Source organism: Mucilaginibacter sp., assembly GCF_028288185.1.
Lineage (GTDB): Bacteria > Bacteroidota > Bacteroidia > Sphingobacteriales > Sphingobacteriaceae > Mucilaginibacter.
Map to the genome: position 1 here is coordinate 75,853 of NZ_JAQBOF010000024.1, position 26,532 is coordinate 102,384.

A 26,532-nucleotide genomic window follows, 5' to 3' on the forward strand; every position below is an offset into this window, starting at 1 on the left:
CTGCCATGGGTCTGGTTTATTGAATGTAAAAACAATTAAGCAAAACTTTGTTGTTAGTACGTTAATAGCATAACCATGGCAGAAGAAATTACTATACCCGGCTGGAAAAAGTGGCTGGAAGACATTGGCGAACAAGTATCATTTTTTATCCGTTTCATCAAAAACATATTTGTTGGCGGGTTTGAATGGTCTGAGTTTGTGCGCCAATGTTATGAAATAGGATACCGATCAATGATGCTGGTTGGTATTACCTCCTTTATAATGGGTGTGGTTTTAATTTTACAATTAAGGCCCACCCTTGTGGAGTTTGGCGCAGCAAGCATGTTGCCCAAAACCCTCTCCGTATCCTTCGTTCGTGAAATTGGCCCTGTAATTATTGCCATAATATGTGCAGGTAAAATTGCCTCAAGTATTGGTGCCGAGTTAGGCAGTATGAAAGTTACCGAGCAATTGGACGCCATGGATGTATCGGGTGCCAATCCGCTGCAGTACCTTGTTGTAACGCGCATATTGGCTACAACTATAATGGTGCCCTTCTTATCTGTAATAGGCGATGTAATAGGCTTGTTTGGTGGTTTCCTTGCTTTAAACCTGCGCGATCATATCAGCCTATCGCTTTATGCCACCAAGGTACTGGCATCTTTAGATTATACCGACTTTTTACCCGCTTTTATTAAAACCATATTTTTTGGCCTGGCCATTGGCTTTGTAGGGTGCTATAAAGGCTTTCATTCAAGCAAGGGTACAGAGAGCGTGGGGCTTGCTGCTAATTCAGCCGTAGTAACTGCCTCGCTATGGATATTTGTTATTGATGCCATTGCTGTACAGATAACCAGCTTATTATTTTATAAATAGATCATGGAAGAGAAAGAAGCAGTAGCCGAACCCAAAGAAAAGAAAACCCATGATAAGAATGAAGTGGTTATTGAGATCATACACCTCAAAAAATCATTTGGAAGCAAGGATGTTTTAAAAGACATTAACCTTACCGTACATAGCGGCGAAAACGTGGTGGTTTTGGGCCGATCAGGCCAGGGAAAATCTGTTACCATACAATGTATAGTAGGGATGCTGATACCTGATGGCGGGACATTAAAAGTGTTTGGAGAAGAAGTTGCCGATTTGAATGATAAGGAGCTAAAAGAACTGCGCATGAAAATAGGATTCCTGTTTCAAAGCGGCGCCTTATACGACTCTATGACCGTTAGAGAAAACATGGAATTTCCACTTACCAGAGTGCTAAAATTGGAAGATCAGGGCGAAATAGATAAACGTGTTGAAGAGGTATTAGAGGCTGTTGGATTGGCCGAAGCTATTGATAAAATGCCGTCTGATCTGTCTGGAGGCATGCGTAAAAGAGCGGGCCTTGCTCGTACATTGATTATTAAACCAGAGATCATGCTTTATGATGAGCCTACTACCGGCCTTGACCCCATAACATCGCGCGAAATAAGCCAGCTTATCCTGGATATGCAAAAAAGATATAAAACTACCTCCATCATTATTACACATGATATGGAATGTGCGCGTATAACCGCAGATCGTGTTGTGATCATGGACGATGGCGAATACATAGCCCAAGGCTCATTTGACGAGCTGCATAAATCAAAAAACAAACTTGTACAATCATTTTTTAAAGATATATCATGAAAACAACCCCCTCACAAAAAATAAGAATAGGCCTTTTTACTTTTATTGGACTGTTGGTGCTTATAGCGGCGATATTTTTTATAGGCAATCAAAAAAGCCTGTTTAGCGCAACTTTTAAATTAAGCGGAAGGTTTAATAATGTAAACGGCCTGCAGGTTGGCAACAATGTGCGTTTTGCCGGTATTAATGTTGGCGTTGTTGATGATATCAATATTATTAATGATACATCCGTACAAGTGGTGCTTAGCATTAATGATGATGTAAAAAAATTCGTTAAAAAAGATGCGAAAATGAGCATTGGCAGTGATGGTTTAATGGGCGATAAACTGGTTGTACTGATGCCGGGCGGCGCTAATACAACCGACATGGTGAATGATGGCGACAAAATAGGTTCTGTTAATCCGGCTGATGTGGATAAGATCATTGCCAAGTTTACCAAAATGGCCGATAATGCGGGGACACTTATTGACGGCTTGTCGCAAATAGTTGCTAAAGTAAATAGTGGCAAGGGCAGTATTGGGCGCTTGTTAAATAATGATAAAATGGCTCGTGAAATGGAAAAAACAGTAACCCAGGCAAAAAACACTATGCAAAATGTCCATAAAACAACCACCACATTAAACGAAGATTTAAAAGCCGCGCAAAGCAATTTCTTACTAAAGGGATTCTTTAACAAGAAAAAGAAAGCAGCCAAAGCCAAACAAGATTCGATTAAAAAGGGCCAGGACAAAGCACTTAAAAACGCAGACAAACAATAAAAAATATTTTACTGATAATTTTTAAACATCAAGTTAATTTTATATATATTTATAGACTAATTAGTCTATAACCAATTGAATAAGCAAGAACAAATTCAGGCAACCGCACTACGCTTATTTGTGGCGGATGGTTTTCATGGGACACCTACGGCTAAAATAGCCGCAGAAGCCGGGGTAGCAAACGGTACTTTGTTTTATCATTATAAAACTAAGGAGGATCTGGTTGTTGCGCTTTATAATCGCATTAAAGATGAGCATGCCGATAACTTGCAAGCCATCATAAGCCGGGATGATTTTATTACCACCAAGTTTAAAAACATCTTTATCCACTCGGTTAACTGGGCGCTAAACAATCGTGATAAGTTTTATTATATACAACAATTCAACTCATCGCCGCATTTGGCCCAGGTATCGGCAGAAACATTAGAGCAGCATACCATTGGCTACGCAGGCTTTATTGCAGAAGGGGTTAAGAAGAAGTTACTTAAACAGCAACCTGTTGGATTAATCATAGCCATATTTAATGGCCATGTATATGGTTTGTATCAATACTTAACCTCGGCCAAGTTTGAACCGGAAGAGCAAGAGAAGATAATTAATGAGGCATATGAGATGCTTTGGGATACGATGAAATACATGTAGAAACCTAGAGCAACCAGTCGGTAAAAAAATCATGATAAACAAAAAAGCCACCCAAACTAGGTGGCTTTTTTGTTTATCGGTAAATCCGATTATAGATTAGCTGTAATAGCAGGGTCCATTGGTGTTACCTTAGAACGGAAGCGGTGGATTAACTTTCCGTTTTCGTCTAACAAAAATTTCTCAAAGTTCCATTTGATCTCACCTGTAAAATCAGGATTTTCAGTTTCGGTTAAGTATTTAAATAAAGGCGCAATATCATCGCCTTTAACACTAACTTTGGTGCTCATCGGGAAAGTAACTTTGTAAAGGTCTGAGCAAAAAGTTTTAATTTCCGCATCGCTACCGGGCTCTTGTCCGCCAAAGTTGTTTGCGGGGAAGCCAACGATAACCAACTTATCTTTATAGGTTTCGGCCAGTTGCTCTAACTCTTTATACTGTGGTGTAAAGCCGCATTTTGAAGCGGTATTAACCACTAATATTTTTTTGCCTTTGTACTTGGCTAAAGAAAAATCTTTGCCTTCAATGGTTTTCAGTTTAAAATCATAAACCGAAGCTGGTGCACTTACAAAAAGCAGTGCGAAAAAAATTGCTAATATTTTCATGTCGTTAAAAATTGGTTACGTGTTTGAATATTAATAAAGTAAAATTAGCTAATAAAACTTCGTTTAGCTAAATACTGATCTTCTTTTTGTGTCATATTTTTGTTATCCAACGGTGTTTTGTCTTTGTAGCCTAATAAGTGCAAGGCGCCATGTATAATTACACGGTGCAACTCATCAGTTTCTGATACTTTAAACAAGGCCGCATTCTCTTGTATACGGGGGATAGAAATAAAAATGTCACCGGTTATTTCGCCCTCATACTCAGAGTTATCAAAAGTGATGATATCTGTATAGGTGTCATGATCCAAATATTGCTGATTGATCTGTAGCAAATAAGCGTCCGAACAAAAAATATAGGTAAGCTCCTGTAATTTAAAACCCTCGGCAATAATAGTATCGGTTATCCATTGCCGTACTTTTAGTTTGTTTTTTAGCTTGTAGGTTATATCTTCTTCAAAAAAATGGATAGCGGGCATTATAATTTAAATAGCAGTTCAACCTCGTTGCCTTTGGTATTAAATACGCATTGGTCTGCAAGGTGTTTAATTATAAAAACGCCACGACCGGTTAAACTCTCCAGGTTTTCCTCGGCAGTTGGATCTGGCAGGTGGTTATAATCAAAACCCTCGCCCTCATCGGTAACGGTCCAGGTAGCGCGTTTGGCATCAACCTCAACATTTACAATAACAATTTTATTAGCGTCTAATTTATTGCCATGTACAATAGCGTTGGTAACAACTTCATTAAGGCAAGTCATCATATTGGCAAAAATATCATCAGCCACACGGTATTTATCGGCAATTTCTTCTATTAAATTTTCCAATAAATTTATGCTCTCCAGGTTTGATGGTAGTTGTAATGTATATAAGTCTGTAACTGGAATTGGTGCCTGATCCATATTATTTGGCATTAAGTTGGTCAAAATACGATTTTATTTTTTGCTTGTAATACAAATTAAGGGCCGGGGGCACCGTTTTAATTTGTTCAATTTGTTTTTCTTTTATTTGCTGGTAGTCTTGTAGTGCTTTAATGTAGCCAGGCGGCACATCTTTTCCCACATGGCTTTCTCGTTGCTTATCTTGTTCTCTTTCCTGCTCTGCTTTTTCGGCCTCTAATAAACGTACGTGTATTTCCTTCTGTCTCTTCAGCGCATCATCTGTTATCTTCCTGTTTACGATATCCTTCTCAGTTTGTTCCATTTGTTGGGATATTTTATCAGCATCCTTAACACCCGCGCCACCATCTTTACTTTGCTCGTTGTTTAAGTCCTGTAAAGCCTGTCTTATCATTTGCTGCTCGCGTGCCATTTTAGCTAACTGCTCGCTCATCTGCCCGCGCTGATCATTTCCTTGTCCGTTTTGGCCCTTACCTTGCCCTTGTTGTCCCTGCTGACCCGGTTGGGGCTTGTTGCCTTCTTTTTGCATTTGGTCGCGCATTTTTTGCATGTTTTGGCTTAGCTTCTCCTCCATCTGCCTCAATTGCGACACCGACATCTGCTTACCTTTACCCTTGCCGCTTTTAGAGCTCATTTTATTTTGCAATTGCGACAACGCATCGGCCAGCATCAAAGCCAGGTTGTTCATTGATGTCATGGCATATTGCTGGCTGCGATTTGCTTCGGCGGTTCTGCGTTCGCCCAGGCTTTCTAACGAATTATCTATCTGTGTATTAATAGTGCTTATTTCTCGGTTTACGGTTGATTGTATCTGCGGGATGCGTTTACTCAGCGAAAATAAACTATCCTCGGCAGTTTTTAAATTATCCTTTATGTTTTTTTGCGATTGTGCTAAAGTAACATAATTTGGATCGGACGGGCTTATGCTTCTTAACGATTCCATCACCTTTTCCTGGCTAAATGAGCTATTAACCAAACTTTTCAATAACTCGCGCAATTGTCTTGCATCCACCTCAATTTGTTTGGCTTCTTCTTCTTGCTGGTCCTGCTCCATTTGTTGAGCCATTTGCTGCATTTGTTGTGCCGACTCCTGTTGAGATTGCGATGCTTTTTGCTTGTTGTTCTTCGCTAAATGGTCAGAGCTTTCCTGCATTTTATTCTGAATGCTGTTTTCTTCTTTCTGCGGATTTTTAAAATCCTGTTTGTTTTCAGCATTGTCCAACTCTTTTAAAGATTTTTTAATATCCTCAAACTCCTTGTTTAAATTTTGCTGTTGTTGTTGCAGCCGGTCAGCTTGGTCTTTATCGGTTTTGTTATCATCGCCGGCTTTTTGTTGTTTGTCATCAGCTTTTTTATCGTCACCGGCTTTCTGTTGTTTATCGTCAGCCTGTTTTTGCTGATCGTTGGCTTGCTTGTTATTAGCGCCTGGTTTTTGCTGATTATCGGCCTGCTTGGTTTCCTCGGCTAGTTTCTGCTGTTTGTCGGCCAGTTTTTTTAACTGGTTAATATTTTGATTTAGCTTTTGATCAAACTCCAGTTTTTTATACAGCGCCAGCATACGGTCGAGCTCTTTCTTTAATGATTTATTGTCCATCTGCATTTTAGACAATTCATTACGCGTACCATCCTTTTGCTCTTGCTGCATTAATTGTTGTAAACGTTGCAACAATTCTTTTGTTTTTGGGTCGAGCACATTATTAAGCAGATTCTCAATTTGCTTTTGCTCTTCCAATAGATCTTTGCTTTGCTGATCGTTTTCGCGGCGGTTATATAAGTTCTTTTTGTTTTCGTCCTGTATTTGTTTTACCAGGTCGTCCAGCTCTTTCCTTTTTTGCAACAGATCCTCTACCTGTTTCTTTTCATCGAACGATAGTGTGTTTTTATTCAATAAAAGCTGATCCAGTTTTTTCGAGTCACGCTCTATCTGGTCGGCCAGCTTAATAGCCGATTGCATTTTTTGCTTTACACCTGTCGTGCCTGCGTTTAATTCATCACGAAGCTGATTTTCATCGGACATGTGCAGGGTGCGCTCGGTACTCCGTGCTTTCTTAGGGCCGTTAACATTATCATTATCAGCCACCTCGAAAAAGTACGTTACCTGGTCGCCGGGCTTTATGCCCAGCTCTTTCAGGTTCCAGAAATAAAAGAAATCAGCCAATGATTGGTTCAGATCGGCTTTAACCGATTTAATAATATCGTTACCCTTATCGCCCGGAGCACCTGTTTTATAATGGAACGTTAATGACGAAAAGCCATGATCGTCCTGGATCTTACCATTAAAATAAAATGCCTGGCGACTAACAGAATCCGGCTTTTCATCTACGTTAATAGATGGCGGTTCATCAGCAATGGTATTGATGCGGTACGATGCCGAATCACTTTGCTTTACAAAAGCGTTCTGCGGGTTTAATTTATAGATGGATGGTTTGTTAACCCGCTCGGTATGCTCAAACAGATCGGCACTAACCGGGCTTAATCCATGCAATTGCTCATTCATTTCGAACGAAAGCGCCGTAGTATTTTGGGTATGGAACAGCCATTTAACCGTTGTGCCGGCAGGTATGGTCAAATCGCCGGCATTGGCCAGGCTCTCATTTTTTTTATGCAAATAAGCTGGATATTGCAACTCGACATCAAAATGTAATAAGGACGGGCGCAGGTTAACCTTTATTTCATAGGGCTTAGACGTAAAGCCATTACCCACCAACCTGAATGTGGTGTTTTGCTGCAGGTTTGTAAACAGATAGTGAAATTTGCTTATATTTTCTTTATCCAGCTTAAAGGTATTGCTGGCGGTTTCCACATAAACATCGGCAGGGAGTTGGTTGCCCTGCAGTTTTAGGTCGAGTTTTAGATCCTCGCCCTGCACGGCGTTTAAATTTTCATTTAGGACCACAAATTGAAACGGTGCTACAGGCGCAAAGTACTCGTTATGGCGTATTATCTTTTTAGTGCTTTCGGTTAAAATAGATGGTGCCGCTAAACCAATAATTATTATAATCGCCACGGGCGTTAATATCCATTTCAAGTACCGGGTATTATCTTTTATGTTTACTGCTGATGGAAAACGAACCGGCTTTAAATTTTCAATTTTTTGATCGATGCTGGCTTCAATTAAAGCCCGGTGGCGCACATCCTCGCCGGCCAGTTTTTTAAGCTGAAGGGTGTTAAGCAATTTATCATTAACATCACTAAAGTGTTTGCCTATAATTTCGGCAGCTTCATCGTGGGTTATGGTATGCCCTAATTTAAGATAAGCCATTAGTGATGGGATAACCAGCCAGCCTATCAATCCCACGTTAAGCAGGATGAACCCATAAAAAAGTACGCCCCGAAAAAGCGAATTAAAATTGCCGAAATACTCGCTCAGCGTAATAACTACATACGCCGAAAACAAACCCGCGCCCAAAAATATCAGCCCGCGCAGCAGGTTGTTCAGGTAATACTTTTTAATAAAAGTATTGATCTTGGTAATCAGTATGTCGTAGTTTTCAGTCGAATGCATATTTCGTTACTAAAATACTGGTATTAAATCTTTAAACTGCAAAAAGCACAGTAAATTATATATTATTAAAATTTAAACCGGGAAACTAAGATAAGTAAAAATAAAGAGCTAATAAATAGCAAATTAGGGTAAGATGTTTACATTTATTGTATAACCAATTACCATGAACCGCTTCCTTACCTATTTGTTTGCTTTTATAGTATGCTGTACTTCAGCATTTTCACAACAATTAGCTCTAACTAAAGTAAAAAGGATACCACCCGATGGTGTTGAACTAGGCGACAATGACCGCGAGGAGTTAGGCACCTACTTGCGCGAACTAGGTAAAAATATAGAAACACTAAAACAAAAGAAGGACCCATCTATAACCGCATTGCTGCCCGATGTAATGATCTATTATAAAGCGGTAGATTATGCCTTAAAATACAATGAGTTTTTCTCAGCACGAGATATAGTATCCGGCAAAAAATTATTACAGGAAGGCTTAGCAAGGGCAAAGGAGCTGAGCGACAAAAAAGCACCCTGGACGACCCAGAAAGGCGAAGTTGTGCGTGGCTACATCTCTAAAATAGATGGATCTGTACAACCTTATGGGGTTATGGTGCCTGATAATTATTCGGCAAGCGGACCGGCGTTTGATCTATCATTGTGGTTTCATGGACGTGGTGAAACATTGGGCGAAGTAAGCTTTATTGCCGGGGGCAAAGGTTTTACAGGATCAATGCCTGCCATGAAAAATACCATCATGCTTTATCCCTATGGCCGATATTGCAACGCTTTTAAAATGGCTGGCGAGGTTGATGTGCTGGAGGCTATGGCCGATGTAAAAAAGAAATATAAGATAAATGATAACGGGTTGTTTGATCGCGGTTTCTCTATGGGCGGCGCGGCGGCCTGGCATTTCGCGGTACATTACCCGGATATGTGGCTGGCGGCAAACCCCGGTGCCGGTTTCTCTGAAACGGTTGATTTTATGGACAAATTTGGTCACGAAAAATTGCACCCTACCTGGTACGAGCAAAAGCTTTGGCATTTATATGATTGTACCGACTACGCCAGCAACCTAGCTAACCTACCGCTACACGCCTATAACGGCGACAAAGATCCACAACAACAAGCTGCCGATGTAATGGAAGTAGCCATGAGGAACGAGGTTTAAAACTGAACCGAATTTGGGGGCTTAACATGGGCCACGGATATACCAAGCAGGCTGCTAAAACGGTTGATAGCTTGTTGGCGATTGACCAGGCAAAAGGTAAAAACCCACCGCCGGCTGAAATTAATTTTACCACCTATACTTTGAAATATAACAGCATGTATTGGTTGCAGGTTGACGGGTTATACAAGCAATGGGAAAAAACAAGCTTAAAAGGAAAAATTTTTGAAAACACTCTGGTGCTGGAAGCGCATAACGTTATATCATTTAGCATAAGGTTAAATCAATTGCCGGAAAAATTTAAAGCAGGAGATAATTTAAATATCTCTATTAATAAGGAGGTACACCAAGCCAAAATACATTCATTGAATGATACTTTGCGCTTTCATTTAGCCTATACAAGTGAACTCAAAAATGGAAAAGGGTCGTGGGCGGAAGGGCCTGAAAAGCCCTTTTGGGTTAATAAAAAGCACAACTTACAGGGTCCAATTGATGATGCATTTACTTCGGCTTTTATCGTAGTAAAGCCATCCGGCGTTAGTAAAAATACTATGTTTGATCAATGGAGCAAAGCCGAAATGAACCGCTTTATAGAACAATGGCGCATGCAGTTTCGCGGCGACCCGGTTGTTAAATTGGATAATGAAATTACAGATGCTGATATGTCGGCAAACTTAATAGCCTTTGGCGATGCTCAAAGCAATAAGCTGATAGCTAAAATAAAAGATAAATTACCCATAAAATGGTCGGCAGATAATATTAGCGTTAGAAACGTAGCTTATCCAGCTAAAGATCACGCACTAATCATGATCTACCCTAATCCACTAAACCAAAAACATTACATCGTATTAAACAGCGGGTTTACTTTTAGGGAGGATGCGTACCAGAACAATTCCAAACAAATACCCATGCTGCCGGATTGGGCCGTGGTTGATTTGAAAACCCCACCGGATTTTGTACACCCGGGGAAGATTGAGAACGCGGGGTTTTTTAGTGACCAGTGGCGGCTGAATTATTTGGATAATGAGTAAGTTTAAAGAGGCGTAGCCTCGGCCAATATTATAGCAACGGGTTTTAACCCGTTGAACATTTACAGAAAACAAAACGGAGTGCCGTAGGCACGGTGCATATTATATGAATCGTGCCTATGGCACTTAATCAAAAGATCTATTTAATTCACCGGGTTTTAACCCGGTGAATTAAATATTTGTCGAGCCGATGGCTCTTAAACTGTTACATTTAGTTATTATGGCAAAAGCAGATAATACCGAACTCTTACTATTCCTGCGCCCTTTCTCTCCCCAAATGCAGGACCTGGCCCTATGGCTGCGCGACTTTATCTGGGATCAGTACCCGGATTGTAATGAGCTGATCTATGACAATTATAACGCGCTGGCATTTGGCTGGTCGTTATCTCATAAACTGGGTGATACCTTTTGCTCTGTCGCGGTTTATGGCGATGAGTCGGCACATTTTGGATTTTACTGGGGCGCAAAAATTGATGATCCACAGAAAATATTATTGGGCAATGGCAGCCAGTACCGCTACATCAAGATTAAAGAAAAGTCGGACCTGCCGCAAGACTATATTAAACTATTGATGGCTAATGCCCACGCTTATGTTTTAGACAAGGCAAAGGATATAGACAAGGCACCAAAGGGCACAACGGTTACCAAATCTATTTCGCCTGTTAAGAAAAGGCCGGGGATGGTTGTTGCGAAGAAGAACCCTAAGATTTGACAACTTTTTAAAAGTTGTCAAATCTATTTACTTCCACATGATAAAGCATTTTCAATTCTACCCTATCTTTGTAAGACAAACTTATTAGTTTTACTTACTATAATGGATAAGAACCTTGAATTTGTATCAGACCTACGCACCGTTGTTGGCCGGTTGATCAAAAAATTACGCAAAGAATCGGTAACCGGACAGCAACTGTCACTGACTGAACGCTCTACACTTTCTTTGCTTTATCAACACAAAGCAATGTTACCCAGCAAACTGGCGGCAATGGAAAAGATCACCAATCAATCCATGTCTACCATCTTGAATCACCTGCTCCAATTGGGTTGTATTACCCGAACGGCATCCAAAACAGATAAGCGCAAAGTAAACATTAGCCTGACTGTCGAGGGCGAACGCCTACTATTGCAAATGCGTAATGAGCGCGACCAATGGCTGTCCAAAGCCATAACTCAAACCTGCAGCGAGCACGAGCAGGAGTTATTAAAACAAGTATTAATACCGTTAACCAAAATTGTTGATTTTGAGTAACGCCTTTTTAGGGAGAGGGACAAGAGGAGACATTAATGAACATCAATACTTTCAGAGCATTTAAAAGCCGTAACTACCGGCTATACTTTATAGGGCAATCCGTATCGTTAATCGGTACGTGGATGCAAAAAACTGCGGTAAGCTGGGTTATTTATACGCTTACACACTCTACATTTATGTTGGGGGTAACATTATTCGCCAGCCAGTTCCCATCATTTTTATTTTCGCTGATAGGCGGCGTAGTGTCTGATCGGTATAACCGTTACCGTGTATTGCTGACTACGCAAGTAGCCTCCATGCTACAAGCGGGGTTGCTGGCGATTTTAATATTATTAAAACAGTATGAAGTTTGGGAGATATTGTCGTTAAGCGTAATGCTGGGTATTATTAACGCATTTGATGTCCCGGCAAGGCAATCGTTGGTTTATGAAATGATCGAAGATAAAAACGATTTGCCAAACGCGCTGGCGTTAAATTCGTCAATGGTTAATTTGTCCCGACTGATTGGTCCGGCAATAGCGGGGTTGATATTAGAAGCCTGGGGCGATGGTGCCTGTTTTGTTGGCAACACCATAAGTTTTATAGCTGTTATAGGGTCGTTGTTAATGATGCGTTTGCCGAAATATATAAATAAGCCTCATCCCAAAAATGTATTTGGCGAATTGCGCGAAGGGTTATCCTACATTAAACGGACACCATCTATCTTATTTGTATTGGTTATGCTGGCGTTGATTAGCCTTTTGGTACTGCCGTTTAGTACCTTAATACCCTATTATGCCCGCGATGTTTTTAAAGGCACTGCTACCACCTTTGGCATTATAGATAGTTTTATTGGCCTGGGTGCATTTTCCGGCGCTATATTCCTGGCATCGCAAAAACCGGGGGCCAATTTAAAGAAGATCTTATTCATCAGCACCCTTGTGTTTGGCGCGGGGTTGGTATTGTTCTCGCACCAGCAAAGCTACCCATTGGCGCTATTGTTTGTTACTATAGCCGGTTTCGGTATGATGTCGCAGATCACGGTAAGCAACACTTTGATACAAACTACCGTTGCCCAAAACATGCGCGGCCGGGTAATTAGTTTTTATGCTATGGCGTTCTTCGGGATGCAGCCATTGGGTGGTTTGCTGGTTGGTGCCATATCTAAATGGGTTGGCACAACAGACACGCTAATGGGCGAGGGCATCGCCGCATTATTGATAGGCCTGCTGCACTGGCGTTACCTGCGCCGCGAAAAACTAAAGGCGTTGCGTAAGAAGCAAATGGTTGAGCCGGTGGTTGTTGCAGCGGTTTAACCGGTGGAAGGGCATGGTACAAGAGATAAGGATCACAATAAAAAACTTAGGTATAAACAAACAGACCGCCTTTTTATGGGCGGCCTGCTTCATTATATAGTATTTAAAAAGGGGCAAATTTAGTTTATCACGATTCCCGGAGGGTTTAAAAAGGGCCGAAAAACTCTCGCAGTACTTCGACCCTACATCTACCTATGAAAAACAACCCTTTTGGGAGGGTTATCACCATATAGACAAAAGAAATGCCAACTGTAATACGGGGGTTACACACGGCTAAAAAGCAGTGTTTTAATAGAATTGGGGAATCGCTGATAAAGAAATAATTCCCCCAATCAGGGCATGTTTTGCACAAATTGTCCCATTGATGTTGTTTTTATAAGTAATGGCAGATCTTTATTTAACGTGTTTACAAACAACATAAAATTATCACCCAATAAATAAAAACCTGAAACTATACACGATAAGTGTTGTTTAAAAAACATGGAGTACAATGTATATCTATTAGCAACCGATCCAAATGACCCATGCAGAGACATCATTCATTCAAGAGATACCGGCTTGAAAATAAGGGTGTATTGTCTTAATGAGGATAGGTTTGAGCCTAACGCAAACGAAATACAGCTGTTTGGTTACGCCAATAATAAACTATATGCTTTTGAAACTATTGACATCTCTGCCGAGGATGCCCTGGATGTGGTAGGTGCCATACAATGGTATGCAGAGTATATTGAATTCCCCGAGATGGAAATATTGCCCGAGGACCCACGCCCCGGGCATAGTGTGGCTATGTAAAACTAAACGTCTAGCTTATTAAGATATTCCATGTTTATCTTCATACTGGCCAAAGGCGATCCTGCAGGATACTCCTCTTGCTCGATAAAGAAATATTTCATACCAGCTTCTTTACTCTGTTTAAGCAGGCCGGTAATATCAAGGGTGCCTTTACCAAACTCTACACTATTTTTACCTTTCATGTCTTTTAAGTGCCATAGCGGGAAACGGCCCTCATAATCTTTAAAATATTTTAACGGATCCTTGCCGGCAGCAACCACCCAACCCAAATCCATTTCCATGTATACCAATTCGGGATCAGTGTTTACCAATAATACATCATATAATACTAAACCACCATCTTCTTTAAATTCGTAATCGTGGTTGTGGTAGCCAAATTTTATACCTGCTTTTCTGCATTCTTCTCCGGCTGTGTTAAAGCGATCTGCTATACGTTGATAGTTAGATTGTGTAGCGCCTGCATAAGGAATGGTAGAACAAACTAAATACTCCTGTCCTGATTCTGCGGCCTGATCAATAGTTTTTTGCCAGTTGGCATCAATACCACAATGGGCGCTGCGCAAGGTAAGGCCAAGGTCTCTACAGGTTTGTTTCATTTCGGTTGGTGTTAAACCATAAAACAAACCTTTAGCGCTTGCCGCCGATTCTACTTGTTTAATACCCAGGTCGGCAATTATTTTTAAGGTGCCTTTAGGGTCTGCCAGCATTTCCTGGCGGAAAGTATATAACTGTATACCTGCGTCTTTAACCCTTTTAGGGGCATACTTATAGGACGACAACAATACCGATCCAACGGTTAATGCGCCCATGTTTTTCAAAAAGTCTCTGCGGTTTTTCATGCGTGTAATGTTAAAAGTTACTCGCCCATAGCTAAGTTTAATTTGCGTTTGGGCGTAATGGGGTTCGTTAAAAACAACATATAGGTCGCTTATTCCTAATGTTCCCACAATATAACCTTAATAATTTCCCAACAAGAAAATTCCGCTAAATGTACCTAAGATGTTACCTTAACACGCCCATTTATGTATCAAAATGGCGACACTTGGGCATTATTCCTGCCAAAACCTAAAAATTCAAGCGGTTTAATGATCAAATTTATAATTATTCGCCACCACTAAACTTAATTGCGTTCAGACGTAACGGGGTTCCGTTAAAAACAACATATAGGTCATTTATACCAAATGTTCCCGACAATACAACTTTAATATTTTTTGATGCGAAATTTCCGCTGAATGTACCTAAGATGTTACCCTTTGGCGAACCTTGATGCACCTCAATGGTGCCATTCGTGGCATTATTCCTACCTGGGCCTATAAACTCCAGTTCTTTAATGCCGCTAAGGTCTATCTTATTAAATTTTAACCAGGCACCATCTGCTTTTACAATAGCGATTGTGCTATCGCCGCTAAATGTTACATCTCTTGCCTCGCTGGACAGTTTTACCGGTAAAGTGGGCGTGTGTAGAACAAGTGTTTGCTCACCCGTTTGCGCGCCGATAGTTTTGTTACCCCGGTCTGTATAGGCCGCCCTTAAAATAAAGCTGCCGTTAGGGTTTGAGCCCTGGGGGACAATTGTAGTATAAGTACCCGTAACCGGCAATGATTTCGCTGTATGCGGATAAGCCAAACTTAATATATAAGTCACAATCGCTTTAGCGTCACCATCGGCAAGGGTTGGGTGCGCAGGCATCATGGCATCGCCCCAATTACCAGACCCGCCGGATATGATCTTTTTAGCCAAACGGTCGGGCGCCCCAGGGTCACCTTTGTATTTAATGGCAACCTGGGTAAATGCCGGGCCTAAAACTTTCTCGGTAACAGAATGGCATGATTTGCAATCGTTTTTGGCGATAAGCGCAACAGCGCCGGCGTATTGCGCACCCGCATCAACACTGCCTTGTTTGGAGGCAATAGCCGTCATGTTATATCCCTCTGAAAGATAATTAGCGCTTATCGATACCCTGGAAGGTAAAATACGTTTGTTTGACAAACTGCCATCTTCTTTATCAACCACGCTAACGTTATACGTAATGGTTTTGCCGGGATAGAAAAAACTTGAATTGCCGGATGTAATGTTAAAATTGACAATAGGGGGTTCATTACCCACATTAACCACGACAGATTTACTGTTTTTAGCGCCTTTCAGATCAGTAACAGTAAGCAATGCTTTGTATACGCCCGGTGCGGTAAATGTTACCGATGGGTCTGCTTGCGCGATGATTTTAAACGGCGCGCCATTGCGGGTTATTTTCCACGAATAGCTTAATTTGTCGCCCTCATCTGCATCTTTTGTTCCTGCTGATGAAAGGTTAACTTTTAATGGTACTGCACCGGCAGTTTTATCTACAGAAGCCTGTACCTGCGGTTTGCGGTTACCGCCATTATATTCAATGCGGATCAGCTCCGCCTCGGGGTTATCTTTAAAATAGCCGTTGCCATATTCTAATACATACAGGTCACCACTTGGGCCAAACTTCATATCAATAGGGCCATGCAACTTCTGGTTGGGCAGGAAACGCTCCATACCCGCGTAGTTGCCCTGATCGTCAATACTCACTACGTTTATCCAGCCGCGTACCCAATCGGTAATAAACCATTTACCCTCATAATAGCTCGGGAAAAGACGAGCAGCACCTGTAAAATCAGACGCGTGGAAAATCGGGCCGCCAACCGCGCTGTCGCCCCCGCTCTCAACTAATGGGAACTTGGCACTTGGTTGTTTTGAATAATAGATAAATGCCGGTGTTGCCGGTGGAAGATCTGTCATGCCGGTATTGTTTGGCGATGTATTAACCGGGTGCGCTGCATCAAAAACAGGCCCCGACTCTTTAGTTGCAAAGTTATAATGATGATAAGCCAGGTTATCGGCCACAAAATATGGCCAACCGTAATTACCCGCTTTTTTAGCCTGGTTAAACTCATCGTATGATTGCGGGCCTCGATGCTCAAAATCGTCCGTACTGCCATCCGGGCCAACTTCGCCCCAATATAACCAGCCTGTTTTGCTGTCGATAGTTAAGCGCCATGGGTTACGGTTGCCCATGGTATAAATTTCGGGGCGTGTTTTAGGTGTGCCCGGTTTAAATAAATTTCCTTTCGGTATGGTATAAGTGCCATCAGCCTCGGGGTGTATGCGTAATATTTTTCCGCGCAGGTCATTGGTGTTTGACGAGCCTTTTTGCGAATCTTCGGGAGACATGCCAGGGCGTTCATCCAATGGCGAAAAACCGTCAGACGCGCGGGAGAAGGTATTATCGCCGGTACTTAAATAAAGATTCTTGTTTTTATCAAACACCATACCCCCGCCAACGTGGCAGCACTCAAAGCGTTGTACCACTACATCCATTATGTGCTTGCGCGATGCCGCATTTATCGGCCCATTACCGTCCCATGTATAGCGCTCTAATGTGTTTTTGGGGTCATTGCCGGCTGGTGCATAATAAACATATATCCAATGGTTCTTGTAAAAATCAGGGTCGAGTATTGCGCCCTGCAAACCATCTTCGGCCTCGCTTACCTCGCCGGTTTTACTTACGTATTTAGTGCTTACCGCAAACTCATGTATAACGCTTACCTTGTTGGTTACAGGATTGTATAGCTTTAGCTTTCCTTTACGCTCGGCGTAAAGCACCTTTCCGTCTTTTAATATCTGGAATTGCATAGGCTCTTCAATGCGCTGCGCCAATACTACTTTGGTAAAGCGGCTATCATCAGGCTTAACTGCCGTTTGTGCCGAGGCGTTAAAAAACAGGGAGGCTATTAGTAAGCCTGATAAAAGAGAACGTTTATGCATGACATGTAAATAGAAACAGGAAATAATTAAACAGAGTATTATTGGGGTTTATTGTTCAATATTAATGCTTTTTACTTGATTTATGAATAGTTATGATGTTTTTATGCAGTAGCGGGAAATATAGCACTTTGAGGCGTTTTTATTGGCGGGGACTTAACTATTTTATACATTAGCACAACCACCCAATTATTCCATCCCGATGAAACTATTTAAGAACCCGCTTTGGCTTGTTTTGATCTTTGTTGCGCAACCTCTTTTTGCGCAGAAAAACGTAGCGTTAAAATCGCCGGATGGCAATATCAGGGTCTCGTTAATGCAAGTAAAGGGCAAGCCCGTGTACCAGGTTATCTACAAAAACAAACTATTGATACAAAACTCGGGTCTCGGGTTGGCCTTTAAAGACAGCGGCGATTTCTCTGCCAACTTTAAAATGCAGAAGCCCACCTACAAAACAGCAATCGAGCAATACGACCTGGTGGTGGGTAAAACCAAGCATGTAGTGAGCAATTATCAGCAGGCGATTATCCCGTTTGTAGAAAACGCGGAGGCTAAAAGAACCATTAATATAGTGGTCAGAGTGTTTAACGATGGCGTTGCTTTTAGATATGAATTTCCCGAACAAAAAAACTGGGCCGCTTATACACTGACGGATGAGAACAGTGAATTTAATATAGTCGGCGACCCCAAGTTGCGGGTTTTGCTGTTTAATAACTATACCAGCAGCCACGAGGGCTTGTATCAAAAAATGCCATTAAGCGAGTTAAAAGAAACTTCGCTGGTGGATATGCCGGCATTGTTTGAGTTCCCCGGTAAGATCTATATGGCCATTACCGAGGCTAACCTGCGCGATTATGCAGGCATGTATCTGGGCAAACATAACGGCGGGTTGATTAGCAAATTATCACCATTGCCAGGTCAACAGGCAATTAAGGTTAAAGCCATTATCCCGCACCATACCCCATGGCGGGTGATGATGATCAGTGACCGGGCAGGGGCTTTGATCGAATCCAACATCCTGACCAACCTGAACGAGCCATCAACAATAAAAGATGTATCGTGGATAAAGCCAGGTAAAACGTCCTTCCATTGGTGGAACGGTGATGTAATGCCCGACACATCGATAATGCCCGGCGCAAATTTTGAGTTTAATAAATATTACATTGATTTTTGCGCCCGTAACCATATCGAATATCACTCGGTAATTGGCTATGGGGGATTTGCCTGGTACAGCAACAACTGGCCGGGATATGGGCAGCCGGGCACCTACTCGGACGTTACCAAACCCATTGCTTCGTTAGACATGCAAAAGATCTGCGATTACGCTAAACAAAAAGGAGTAGGCATACACGTGTGGGTAAACTGGCACGCGCTATACCCGCAACTGGAGGATGCCTTTACCCAATTTGAAAAATGGGGCATAAAAGGCATGATGGTTGATTTTTTGGATCGTGATGACCAGCTGATGGTGAAAATACAGGAAGAGATATTACAGAAAGCCGCACAACACCATTTGTTTATACAATTTCACGGGGCTTATAAGCCAACGGGGCTAAGCCGCACTTACCCTAATGAATTTACCCGCGAGGGCAGCTATAATTACGAAAACAACAAATGGCTAAAAGCGGGCTTAACGCCGGAGCATGATCTGGACATTGCCTATACCCGCCTGCTGGCCGGGCCAACCGACTACCACCTGGGCGGATTTAGGGCCGTTCCGTCATCAGAATTTAAAACACAATTTATAAAACCCCTGATGATAGGTACCCGCTGCCACATGCTGGGCATGTATGTGGTAATGGAAAGCTACTTGCACATGGTTGCCGATTATCCGCAAGCTTATGAGGGACAGCCGGGGTTTGATTTTGTAAGAAACGTACCTACCGTTTGGGATGAAACCAAAGTGTTAAACGGCGAACCCGGCGAGTTTTTAACCATCGTCCGCCGTCATGGGGATGATTGGTACGTTGGCACTATTAACAACAGCCAGGCACGCACGTTAAAAATTAACCTAGACTTTTTGCCTGCCGGAACCTACAAAGTCGAACTATACCGGGATGCGCCCGATGTTGCCAAAACCCCCGACCATTTAACAAAAACAACCCAAAGCATTAATAATAAGGCTGTAATAGATGTATCAATAGCTGCCGGCGGCGGGCAGGTTATGCGATTGGTTAAAGAATAAATGATAATTAGGAGACAACAGCTTTATTTAGCGGCTATCTGATTGACGTAATCAACGGCAGCTTTTACATCTTGCATGTTATTATCCATAATATCAATAAACAAATGAGACTCTCGAATATATGCCTAACCTCATCGCTGTCCGAAGTTTGCAATTCGGACTATTATCCCCGCTGGCTTTATTTGCCGTTTATTTTTTTAGTAAACTGATCCTGCAAGTCTTTTAGTTGCGTATCATACCCGTTCCTATCTATAAAAGCTGCCGGATTATATGCAGCGCCAGGCTTGTGCTTACCATAAAGCCCAAACTGGCTGGCATGTGATGCCAACCAAATATCGAATGTCAATTTTTTCATTGTTGCCAAAGTATAGGCATAGTCCCTGGCAATATTAGGATAGGCAGGGATCTCCGAGAATTTCTTGTCGGTAATTATAGTAGGCAGGTTTGCTATTAACACCCTGTATTTTCGTTTTTTATCTTTCACATCAAACAAATAACTGCATGAGCCCTTGGTATGCCCCGGATGATGAAGCATAACTAACGCCATGCCGCCTAGTTTTACAGTATCGCCATTATGTAATAGCTGGTCCGCCTTTACAGGTGCATAAGGGCTTACATTGCCGTCTAAAGCATAATCAGAGCGGCCGCCATCGGCAACTACAGCGGCATCGCCTTCGTCCACCATCAGTTTGGCACCGGTAATTTTCTTTATGGCCGCCATTGCACCCATATGGTCGTAATGTGCCTGTGTAGTTAAAAGAATTTTGGTATCGGTAAATTTAAACCCCAATGTTTCAATACTTGCTTTGATAATAGGTGCCGATGACGCCAGCCCGGTATTGATCAATATATTACCTTTCGGGGTCACGATCAGGTAACAAGCGAGATCATAAGTCCCCACATAATAAAGGTTGCCTGCAATTTGAAAAGGCGGGTAAGGTTTGGACCATTCAGGGCGTGCGGTTGTAGAAGGTTCGGTTACTTTTTGGGCTAAGGCTAAATAGTGAATAGCTAACAGGGTGATGAGGAATAGGTGTTTTTTCATGGGATGCAAATTAAATATTGATAATAGGGGCTAAATAACTCCTCGCTATTTACAAAGCAAATATATCACCGCCACACGTAGTTACAAGCTTCGGATAGCGAGTAAATTTCTGATTTTCAATAAGCTATTTGCTATTGTCAAATTAAGTAGATAGATTTAATAATTAAACTTTATCAAAAAAATGGGAATTGCATTCATTTGGCTATTTATGGCGATAATATGCGCTGTTATAGGATCTAATCGTAAAATAGGGGGTGTTGCCGGGTTTTTCTTAGGCTTATTTCTATCTGTAATAGGCCTCGTCATTGTATTATGTTCCAAAAGCCTTGATGATGAAAAACGAGATATGGCTATGTTACGGGCAATGTCTCAAAAGCCAACACCTTCAACTCAGATCAATACTTCTACTGCTGATGAATTACAGAAGTTGGCTTCTTTGCGTGCCAGTAATGCCATCAGCAATGAGGAATACGAGCGGTTGAAGCAGAAGTTAATATGATCAGGAACTTTTGTTGATACTAAATAAAGAACATCATGCAACCAAAAAGGACCGAAAGAACTCCTGGGCCTTTTCAATTGTTGTAAGTTTTAATATTATTCCACTCCGTCCGAAGTTTGCAACTAAATCCATCCCTTGCCCCTTTCCCCAAATTTTCGTATCTTTGAGTAAACCCGCCGCTTGCTGTTTACCCGTAAATCAGCACAAATATTTCAAATACATTTTTTGCTTAGTTCTTTGAAGGCTTTTATTTATAATATTGATTATCAATTATATAGATTAAAATACTACTACCAGTATAGCGCCATATACCCGATAAATGCCACTTTTTACTACCGGCATAACGTCTGATACCCGAAAAGAGGCTTTTTTTACTACCGGCAAAAGGGTTGATACCCGAAAAATGGTGTTTTTTACTACCGGCAATTAGCTTTATACCCGTGTTAAATTAATTGCCATCGCCAAACACAAAAAAGGCCCGGGAAATATCCCAGGCCTTTTCAATTGTTGTAAGTTTAAAATCTCGTTATTCGCCGCCGCCACTATGGTCATGCACTTTTTCTTCGCGGAAAAGTTTGGCGCTGAAGAAATCGTTATTCATGCGTGATATATTGGTCAGCGTAATTTCTTTGGGGCATTCTGCTTCGCAGGCGCCAGTATTGGTACAGCTACCAAAGCCTTCTTCATCCATTTGGGCAACCATGCTTTGCACACGGCTCCAACGCTCGGGCTGGCCCTGCGGCAACATACCCAACTGCGATACCTTAGCCGATACAAACAGCATAGCTGAAGCATTTTTACATGCTGCCACGCAAGCCCCGCAACCTATACAGGTGGCCGAGTTGAAAGCCTCGTCAGCAATTACTTTAGGGATAGGGATAATATTAGCATCGGGCACGCCACCGGTATTTACCGATACGTAACCACCGGCCTGCTGGATCCTGTCGAACGCCGAGCGGTCGACAGTCAGATCTTTTATAACAGGGAAAGATGCCGCGCGCCATGGCTCTATGGTAATAGTTTCGCCATCATGGAAGCTACGCATGTGCAGCTGGCAGGTGGTAATGGCACGTTTTGGCCCATGCGGACGGCCATTAATATATAACGAACACATACCGCAAATACCCTCGCGGCAATCGTGATCGAAATATATAGGCTCATCCCCTTTAAGGGTAAGGCTCTCATTCACCACATCCAGCATCTCTAAAAATGACATATCCGGCGAGATATTCTCGGCCTTGTAAGTCACCATTTTGCCGGTTGAATTGGCATCTTTTTGTCTCCACACCTTTAGTGTCAAGTTCATCGCTCCGCTCATTATTTGTAGCTCCTTTGTGTTAGGTGAACAAATTCAAAATCTAATGTTTCTTTATGTAATTCTTCCGGCTGGTTATCGCCTTTGTACTGCCATGCACCTACGAATGCAAACACATCGTCATTTCGTAAAGCTTCACCTTCTTCGGTTTGTGATTCTAAACGGAAGTGGCCGCCGCATGATTCTTTACGCATCAGGGCATCATCAACCATTAGCTCGCCAAGTTCCAGGAAATCGGCTACACGACCTGCTCTTTCAAGCGAGGCGTTTACTTCATCACCTGCGCCAACAATCAGCGCGTTTTTCCAGAAATCGGCACGTAGGGCCTGTATCAATCCTTTGGCTTTGGTTAGTCCCTCTTCGGTACGGGCCATGCCGCAGTATTCCCACATAATATGGCCCAGGTCGCGGTGATATTCGTTTACCGTTTTGGTGCCTTTTAGGGCTAATAAAGTGTTTATACGATCGACAACATCCTGTTTGGTTTTTGCGAAAGCAGGGTGGCTGGCATCAACCGGTTTTGGGCCGATAGAAGCCAGGTAATCGCCTAAAGTATACGGAATAACAAAATAACCATCGGCCAATCCCTGCATTAATGCCGAGGCACCTAAACGGTTTGCACCGTGATCGCTAAAGTTACACTCGCCAAGGGCATATAGGCCCGGTACGTTAGTGCTTAAATTATAATCAACCCAAAGGCCGCCCATGGTGTAATGCACGGCAGGGTAAATACGCATAGGTTGTTTGTAAGGGTCTTCATCAGTAATTTGATAGTACATATCAAACAGGTTGCCGTATTTGGCAGCAACAGCTTCCTGGCCTAACCGATTAATCGCATCGGCAAAATCAAGGAAAACCGCAAAGCCCGAACCGCCTACACCACGGCCATCGTCAACCATTTCTTTGGCGTTACGTGAGGCCACATCGCGCGGAACGAGGTTACCGAATGAGGGGTATTTACGTTCCAGGAAATAATCGCGGTCTTCTTCGGCTACTTGTGCCGCAGTGATTTCTTTTTTGCGAAGTTTCTCAGCAGTCTCAACTGTTTTTGGCGCCCAAACACGTCCATCATTACGTAACGACTCCGACATCAACGTTAGCTTACTCTGATGATCGCCGGTAACGGGGATACAAGTTGGGTGTATTTGTGTATAGCAAGGATTGGCAAAAAACGCGCCGCGTTTATGCGCGCGCCACGCCGCCGTAACGTTTGACCCGATAGCGTTAGTCGACAAGTAGAACACGTTACCATAACCGCCGGTACATAATAGCACTGCGTGGCCGGTGTGGGTGTCTATCTCACCTGTAACTAAATTGCGGGTAATAATACCTTTGGCCTGGCCATCAACAGTAACCACATCCAGCATTTCGCTGCGCGTGTACATTTTAACTTTACCTTTATGGATCTGGCGGTTTAAAGCCGAGTAAGCCCCTAATAATAATTGTTGCCCTGTTTGGCCTCTCGCGTAAAACGTACGCGATACCTGCGAACCACCAAACGAACGGTTATCCAGCAAGCCCCCGTACTCGCGGGCAAATGGTACGCCTTGTGCAACACACTGATCTATGATGTTTACCGATACTTCGGCTAAACGATAAACGTTGCCTTCGCGGGCCCGGTAATCGCCGCCCTTAATGGTATCGTAAAACAAGCGGTAAACGCTGTCGCCATCGTTCTGATAATTTTTGGCAGCGTTTATACCACCTTGTGCAGCAATAGAGTGCGCACGGCGCGGGCTATCCTGGAAACAAAATGCTTTTACATTATAACCCAACTCGGCCAGCGATGCTGCTGCTGACGCACCCGCTAAACCGGTACCTACAACTATTACGTCGTATTTACGCTTGTTGGCAGGATTAACCAGCTTTAAGTTAAATTTATGCTTGCTCCATTTTTCGGCTAATGGGCCCTGCGGAATTTTAGCATCTAAACTCATGTTTTGTTATTTAGAGGCAAGAATCAAGAGACAAGAATCAAGATGTTTTGATGATGTTCTTTTCGTCTTTCCTTTTTGCGTTTGTTTAACTTTTAATTCTTTCAAATCTAAATACCGTGCGTCTTGGTTCTTGACTCTTGTATCCTGATCCTATCTAATTATTTAAAAAAATAATATACTATCGGCATCAATGCAAATCCGGCAGGTATAATTATCGCGAAGAACCAGGTACCAATAAACCTGACCACGGGGGTATACTTTCGATGCGTCCACCCCAGCGTTTGGAACGCGCTCTGAAAACCATGCAGCAAGTGAAACGCCAACGTACCCATTGCAATAACATATAGTATCAGGTACCAGATGTTATGAAAGCTGGTTGATACCAAAGTGTGTATGTCCTTAACACGTACTATCTCTACATCATTAACCGTAGTTGATGAGTGTTCGAATGTTGGGTCGGCAGGGACGAAATCGGTAACGGTGGTTTGGTTGGTTAGCACGTTTGTGCGATATTCTTTGTAGCCAACACTATGGGTAAATTTGTATTTGTACCAAAAATCGCCCATGTGTACCACGATGAAAAAAAACAGGATAGCACCCAATAACCCCATGTTTTTTGACGACCATGATGCCGGCGATTTGGTTTGTACTGCGTAAGCCACCGGGCGAGCCTTACGATTTTTTAGCGTTAGTACCAATCCGTAAAGCGCGTGTACCAATATAGATGCGTACAGCAAATAGGCTACAACTTCTATCGGCGGGAAATGTGTAAGGAAGTTGGCATATACGTTAAACCCGTACCCCTGATCATCTTTAAATAAAAACAGGTTACCGCCCAAATGCACTATAATAAAGGTGCATAAAAACAAGCCTGTTAAAGCCATAATAAGCTTTTTGCCCAGCGATGAGTTAAAGGTTTGTTTAATTTCGCTCATTAGTTTATTGTAAATGAATATTTAGGCAAAAGTATTTATTAAAAGCCAAAAGATATAAATGGTTTCTATTAATTATAAGGCAATTGACTATTTAGAAACAATCTAAAAGAAGTGTATTTTTTCTGTTAATATTCAACCTGCTTTTGCGGCTAAATTTAAATAATTGTACTTTAGGGGCATCCTAATACTAATTTCGCTATGAAGTATATCAGCTTTATCCTATTGTTATTTTTGTTTGCCTCTTGTAAACGCACGCAGGGCGATATAGACATTACGGGCACAGCACCCGGCGTAACATACGGTAACATTATTATCAGGGACCAAGCAAAGGCCACCCTGTTAAAAACCGATGTAGAAAACGGGAAGTTTGCCATCAAGTACTATTTGCAGGATCCGGGATATTACAAAATGCTTTATTCATCAAAAGCGACCAAAAGCGGCTCGCGCGAGATCGAGGTTTATCTGGAGGCCGGCACATACAAAATAAATATCGATCAGGATAAAATAAATGATTACCCGGCCATTACTTCATCCTCAGAAATACAGACACAGCTATCTGCCTATAACGCCGTTAGGGATTCATTAAGGCACGAAGCCCGCCAAAAAGCAATCACCATAAACAATAAAATGCAGGGTGTAAATAAAGACGACACCAACATAAGGTCAAGTACCGACATAGATACCATTAGTAAACTGCAAACAGAGGAGCTGAAAGCCAACCAGGTTGATGAGATGAATGTTTTTAACGCGTTTATGGCTAAATATCCTGATAATGAAATAGCCGCCCACCTGCTTAAAGCGCTTGATTATCAAAATGACCCGGTGGGTTATTATAAATTGTTCCAAAAATTTAGCCCGGCCGCCCAAAACAGCGCTGACGGTAAAGAGCTGGAAGCTAAATTAAAAGACTTAAGCAAACTGGCGCCCGGCAGCCCGGCGCCCGAGATAGCCGGCACCACTCCCGATGGTAAAGAACTTGATATTAAGGCGTTAAAGAAAAAGCTGATTCTGCTTGATTTTTGGCGCTCAAGCAATGGATCAAGCCGTGATAACCATCAGCAAATAAAAACGCAGCTGCTGCAATTAAGAACTAAAGGGTTTGACGTGGTGAGCGTTTCTTTTGATACTGATAAAGAGAGATGGCAGGCAGCAATTAACATGGATAAAACAGACTGGACCCAGATCTCAGATCTTAAAGGTGACGATTCGCCAAACGGCGCGACGTGGGGCATTAAAAGTATCCCGGCTTATTTTCTGT

Annotated in this window: 23 protein-coding genes; 13 read left to right on the forward strand and 10 right to left on the reverse strand. The window is 42.3% G+C overall.

Features of this window, described 5'->3' with window-relative positions; translation table 11 throughout:
* Positions 1-75: 75 nt before the first annotated feature.
* The 4 genes from JWQ34_RS09475 (at position 76) to JWQ34_RS09490 (ending at position 3,050) form a co-directional block, all read left to right on the forward strand.
* Positions 76-855 (forward strand): ABC transporter permease, encoded by a 780-nt coding sequence (locus tag JWQ34_RS09475; protein ID WP_299356866.1) that lies wholly within the window; start codon positions 76-78, stop codon positions 853-855.
* A 3-nt stretch (positions 856-858) separates the two neighbouring features.
* Positions 859-1,650: an ABC transporter ATP-binding protein gene (locus JWQ34_RS09480; RefSeq protein WP_299356868.1), complete on the forward strand. Its 792-nt coding sequence runs from the start codon at positions 859-861 to the stop codon at positions 1,648-1,650.
* Positions 1,647-2,408 (forward strand): MlaD family protein, encoded by a 762-nt coding sequence (locus JWQ34_RS09485; RefSeq protein ID WP_299356870.1) that lies wholly within the window; start codon positions 1,647-1,649, stop codon positions 2,406-2,408. The genes JWQ34_RS09480 and JWQ34_RS09485 overlap by 4 nt, the downstream gene beginning before the upstream one ends.
* A 75-nt stretch (positions 2,409-2,483) precedes the next feature.
* Positions 2,484-3,050, forward strand: coding sequence for a TetR/AcrR family transcriptional regulator (locus JWQ34_RS09490; protein WP_299356872.1), 567 nt, complete (start codon positions 2,484-2,486; stop codon positions 3,048-3,050).
* A gap of 89 nt (positions 3,051-3,139) precedes the next feature.
* On the opposite strand, the gene JWQ34_RS09495 is transcribed toward JWQ34_RS09490, so the two are convergent.
* From JWQ34_RS09495 to JWQ34_RS09510, 4 genes are read right to left on the reverse strand one after another with little or no spacing between them, the layout of a single operon-like run.
* Positions 3,140-3,652, reverse strand: coding sequence for a glutathione peroxidase (locus JWQ34_RS09495; protein WP_299356874.1), 513 nt, complete (start codon positions 3,650-3,652; stop codon positions 3,140-3,142).
* A 44-nt stretch (positions 3,653-3,696) separates the two neighbouring features.
* Positions 3,697-4,128, reverse strand: a complete 432-nt coding sequence (gene ybeY, locus JWQ34_RS09500; RefSeq protein ID WP_299356876.1) for an rRNA maturation RNase YbeY — start codon at positions 4,126-4,128, stop codon at positions 3,697-3,699.
* Positions 4,128-4,550 (reverse strand): ATP-binding protein, encoded by a 423-nt coding sequence (locus JWQ34_RS09505; protein ID WP_299356878.1) that lies wholly within the window; start codon positions 4,548-4,550, stop codon positions 4,128-4,130. The genes ybeY and JWQ34_RS09505 overlap by 1 nt, the downstream gene beginning before the upstream one ends.
* Before the next feature lies 1 nt (position 4,551).
* A complete protein-coding gene (locus JWQ34_RS09510) occupies positions 4,552-8,052 on the reverse strand; it encodes a DUF4175 family protein (RefSeq protein ID WP_299356880.1) in 3,501 nt (1,166 codons plus the stop codon).
* 163 nt (positions 8,053-8,215) lie between these two features.
* Between JWQ34_RS09510 and JWQ34_RS09515 the strand changes: the two genes are divergently transcribed.
* The 6 genes from JWQ34_RS09515 to JWQ34_RS09540 all read left to right on the forward strand — a co-directional run bounded on the left by JWQ34_RS09515 (position 8,216) and on the right by JWQ34_RS09540 (position 13,569).
* On the forward strand, positions 8,216-9,211 hold the full coding sequence (locus tag JWQ34_RS09515; protein ID WP_299356882.1) for a hypothetical protein: 996 nt from the start codon (positions 8,216-8,218) through the stop codon (positions 9,209-9,211).
* A 26-nt stretch (positions 9,212-9,237) separates the two neighbouring features.
* Entirely contained in the window at positions 9,238-10,239 is a 1,002-nt protein-coding gene (locus JWQ34_RS09520) for a hypothetical protein (protein ID WP_299356884.1), read from the forward strand.
* Positions 10,240-10,456: 217 nt separating this feature from the next.
* Positions 10,457-10,948, forward strand: a complete 492-nt coding sequence (locus JWQ34_RS09525) for a DUF1801 domain-containing protein (protein ID WP_299356886.1) — start codon at positions 10,457-10,459, stop codon at positions 10,946-10,948.
* Between the two features lie 102 nt (positions 10,949-11,050).
* Positions 11,051-11,482: a MarR family transcriptional regulator gene (locus JWQ34_RS09530; protein WP_299356888.1), complete on the forward strand. Its 432-nt coding sequence runs from the start codon at positions 11,051-11,053 to the stop codon at positions 11,480-11,482.
* A gap of 35 nt (positions 11,483-11,517) precedes the next feature.
* Positions 11,518-12,777, forward strand: coding sequence for an MFS transporter (locus JWQ34_RS09535; RefSeq protein ID WP_299356890.1), 1,260 nt, complete (start codon positions 11,518-11,520; stop codon positions 12,775-12,777).
* A 480-nt stretch (positions 12,778-13,257) separates the two neighbouring features.
* A complete protein-coding gene (locus JWQ34_RS09540) occupies positions 13,258-13,569 on the forward strand; it encodes a hypothetical protein (protein ID WP_299356892.1) in 312 nt (103 codons plus the stop codon).
* 2 nt (positions 13,570-13,571) lie between these two features.
* Here the strand turns inward: JWQ34_RS09540 and JWQ34_RS09545 are convergent, their stop codons facing one another.
* Positions 13,572-14,408 carry a sugar phosphate isomerase/epimerase gene (locus JWQ34_RS09545; RefSeq protein WP_299356894.1) on the reverse strand — a complete coding sequence of 279 codons (837 nt, stop codon included), beginning with the start codon at positions 14,406-14,408 and terminating at the stop codon, positions 13,572-13,574.
* 262 nt (positions 14,409-14,670) lie between these two features.
* A complete protein-coding gene (locus JWQ34_RS09550; RefSeq protein ID WP_299356896.1) occupies positions 14,671-17,361 on the reverse strand; it encodes a PQQ-dependent sugar dehydrogenase in 2,691 nt (896 codons plus the stop codon).
* Positions 17,362-17,560: 199 nt separating this feature from the next.
* Here JWQ34_RS09550 and JWQ34_RS09555 point away from each other — a divergent pair, with 199 nt between their 5' ends.
* Positions 17,561-19,543 carry a glycoside hydrolase family 97 protein gene (locus JWQ34_RS09555; RefSeq protein ID WP_299356898.1) on the forward strand — a complete coding sequence of 661 codons (1,983 nt, stop codon included), beginning with the start codon at positions 17,561-17,563 and terminating at the stop codon, positions 19,541-19,543.
* A gap of 178 nt (positions 19,544-19,721) precedes the next feature.
* On the opposite strand, the gene bla is transcribed toward JWQ34_RS09555, so the two are convergent.
* Positions 19,722-20,588 carry a subclass B3 metallo-beta-lactamase gene (gene bla, locus JWQ34_RS09560; protein WP_299356900.1) on the reverse strand — a complete coding sequence of 289 codons (867 nt, stop codon included), beginning with the start codon at positions 20,586-20,588 and terminating at the stop codon, positions 19,722-19,724.
* Between the two features lie 181 nt (positions 20,589-20,769).
* On the opposite strand from bla, the gene JWQ34_RS09565 reads away from it, so the two are divergent.
* A complete protein-coding gene (locus JWQ34_RS09565; RefSeq protein WP_299356902.1) occupies positions 20,770-21,087 on the forward strand; it encodes an SHOCT domain-containing protein in 318 nt (105 codons plus the stop codon).
* Between the two features lie 526 nt (positions 21,088-21,613).
* Here the strand turns inward: JWQ34_RS09565 and JWQ34_RS09570 are convergent.
* The 3 genes from JWQ34_RS09570 to JWQ34_RS09580 all read right to left on the reverse strand — a co-directional run bounded on the left by JWQ34_RS09570 (position 21,614) and on the right by JWQ34_RS09580 (position 25,274).
* Positions 21,614-22,393, reverse strand: coding sequence for a succinate dehydrogenase/fumarate reductase iron-sulfur subunit (locus tag JWQ34_RS09570; protein ID WP_299356904.1), 780 nt, complete (start codon positions 22,391-22,393; stop codon positions 21,614-21,616).
* Between the two features lie 11 nt (positions 22,394-22,404).
* Positions 22,405-24,339, reverse strand: a complete 1,935-nt coding sequence (locus tag JWQ34_RS09575) for a fumarate reductase/succinate dehydrogenase flavoprotein subunit (protein WP_299356906.1) — start codon at positions 24,337-24,339, stop codon at positions 22,405-22,407.
* Positions 24,340-24,497: 158 nt separating this feature from the next.
* The gene (locus tag JWQ34_RS09580; protein ID WP_299356908.1) at positions 24,498-25,274 is read right to left on the reverse strand and encodes a succinate dehydrogenase cytochrome b subunit; all 777 of its coding nucleotides are present in this window, start codon (positions 25,272-25,274) and stop codon (positions 24,498-24,500) included.
* 198 nt (positions 25,275-25,472) lie between these two features.
* Between JWQ34_RS09580 and JWQ34_RS09585 the strand changes: the two genes are divergently transcribed.
* A partial coding sequence (locus JWQ34_RS09585) for a thioredoxin-like domain-containing protein (protein ID WP_299356910.1) occupies positions 25,473-26,532 on the forward strand: 1,060 nt, incomplete at its 3' end.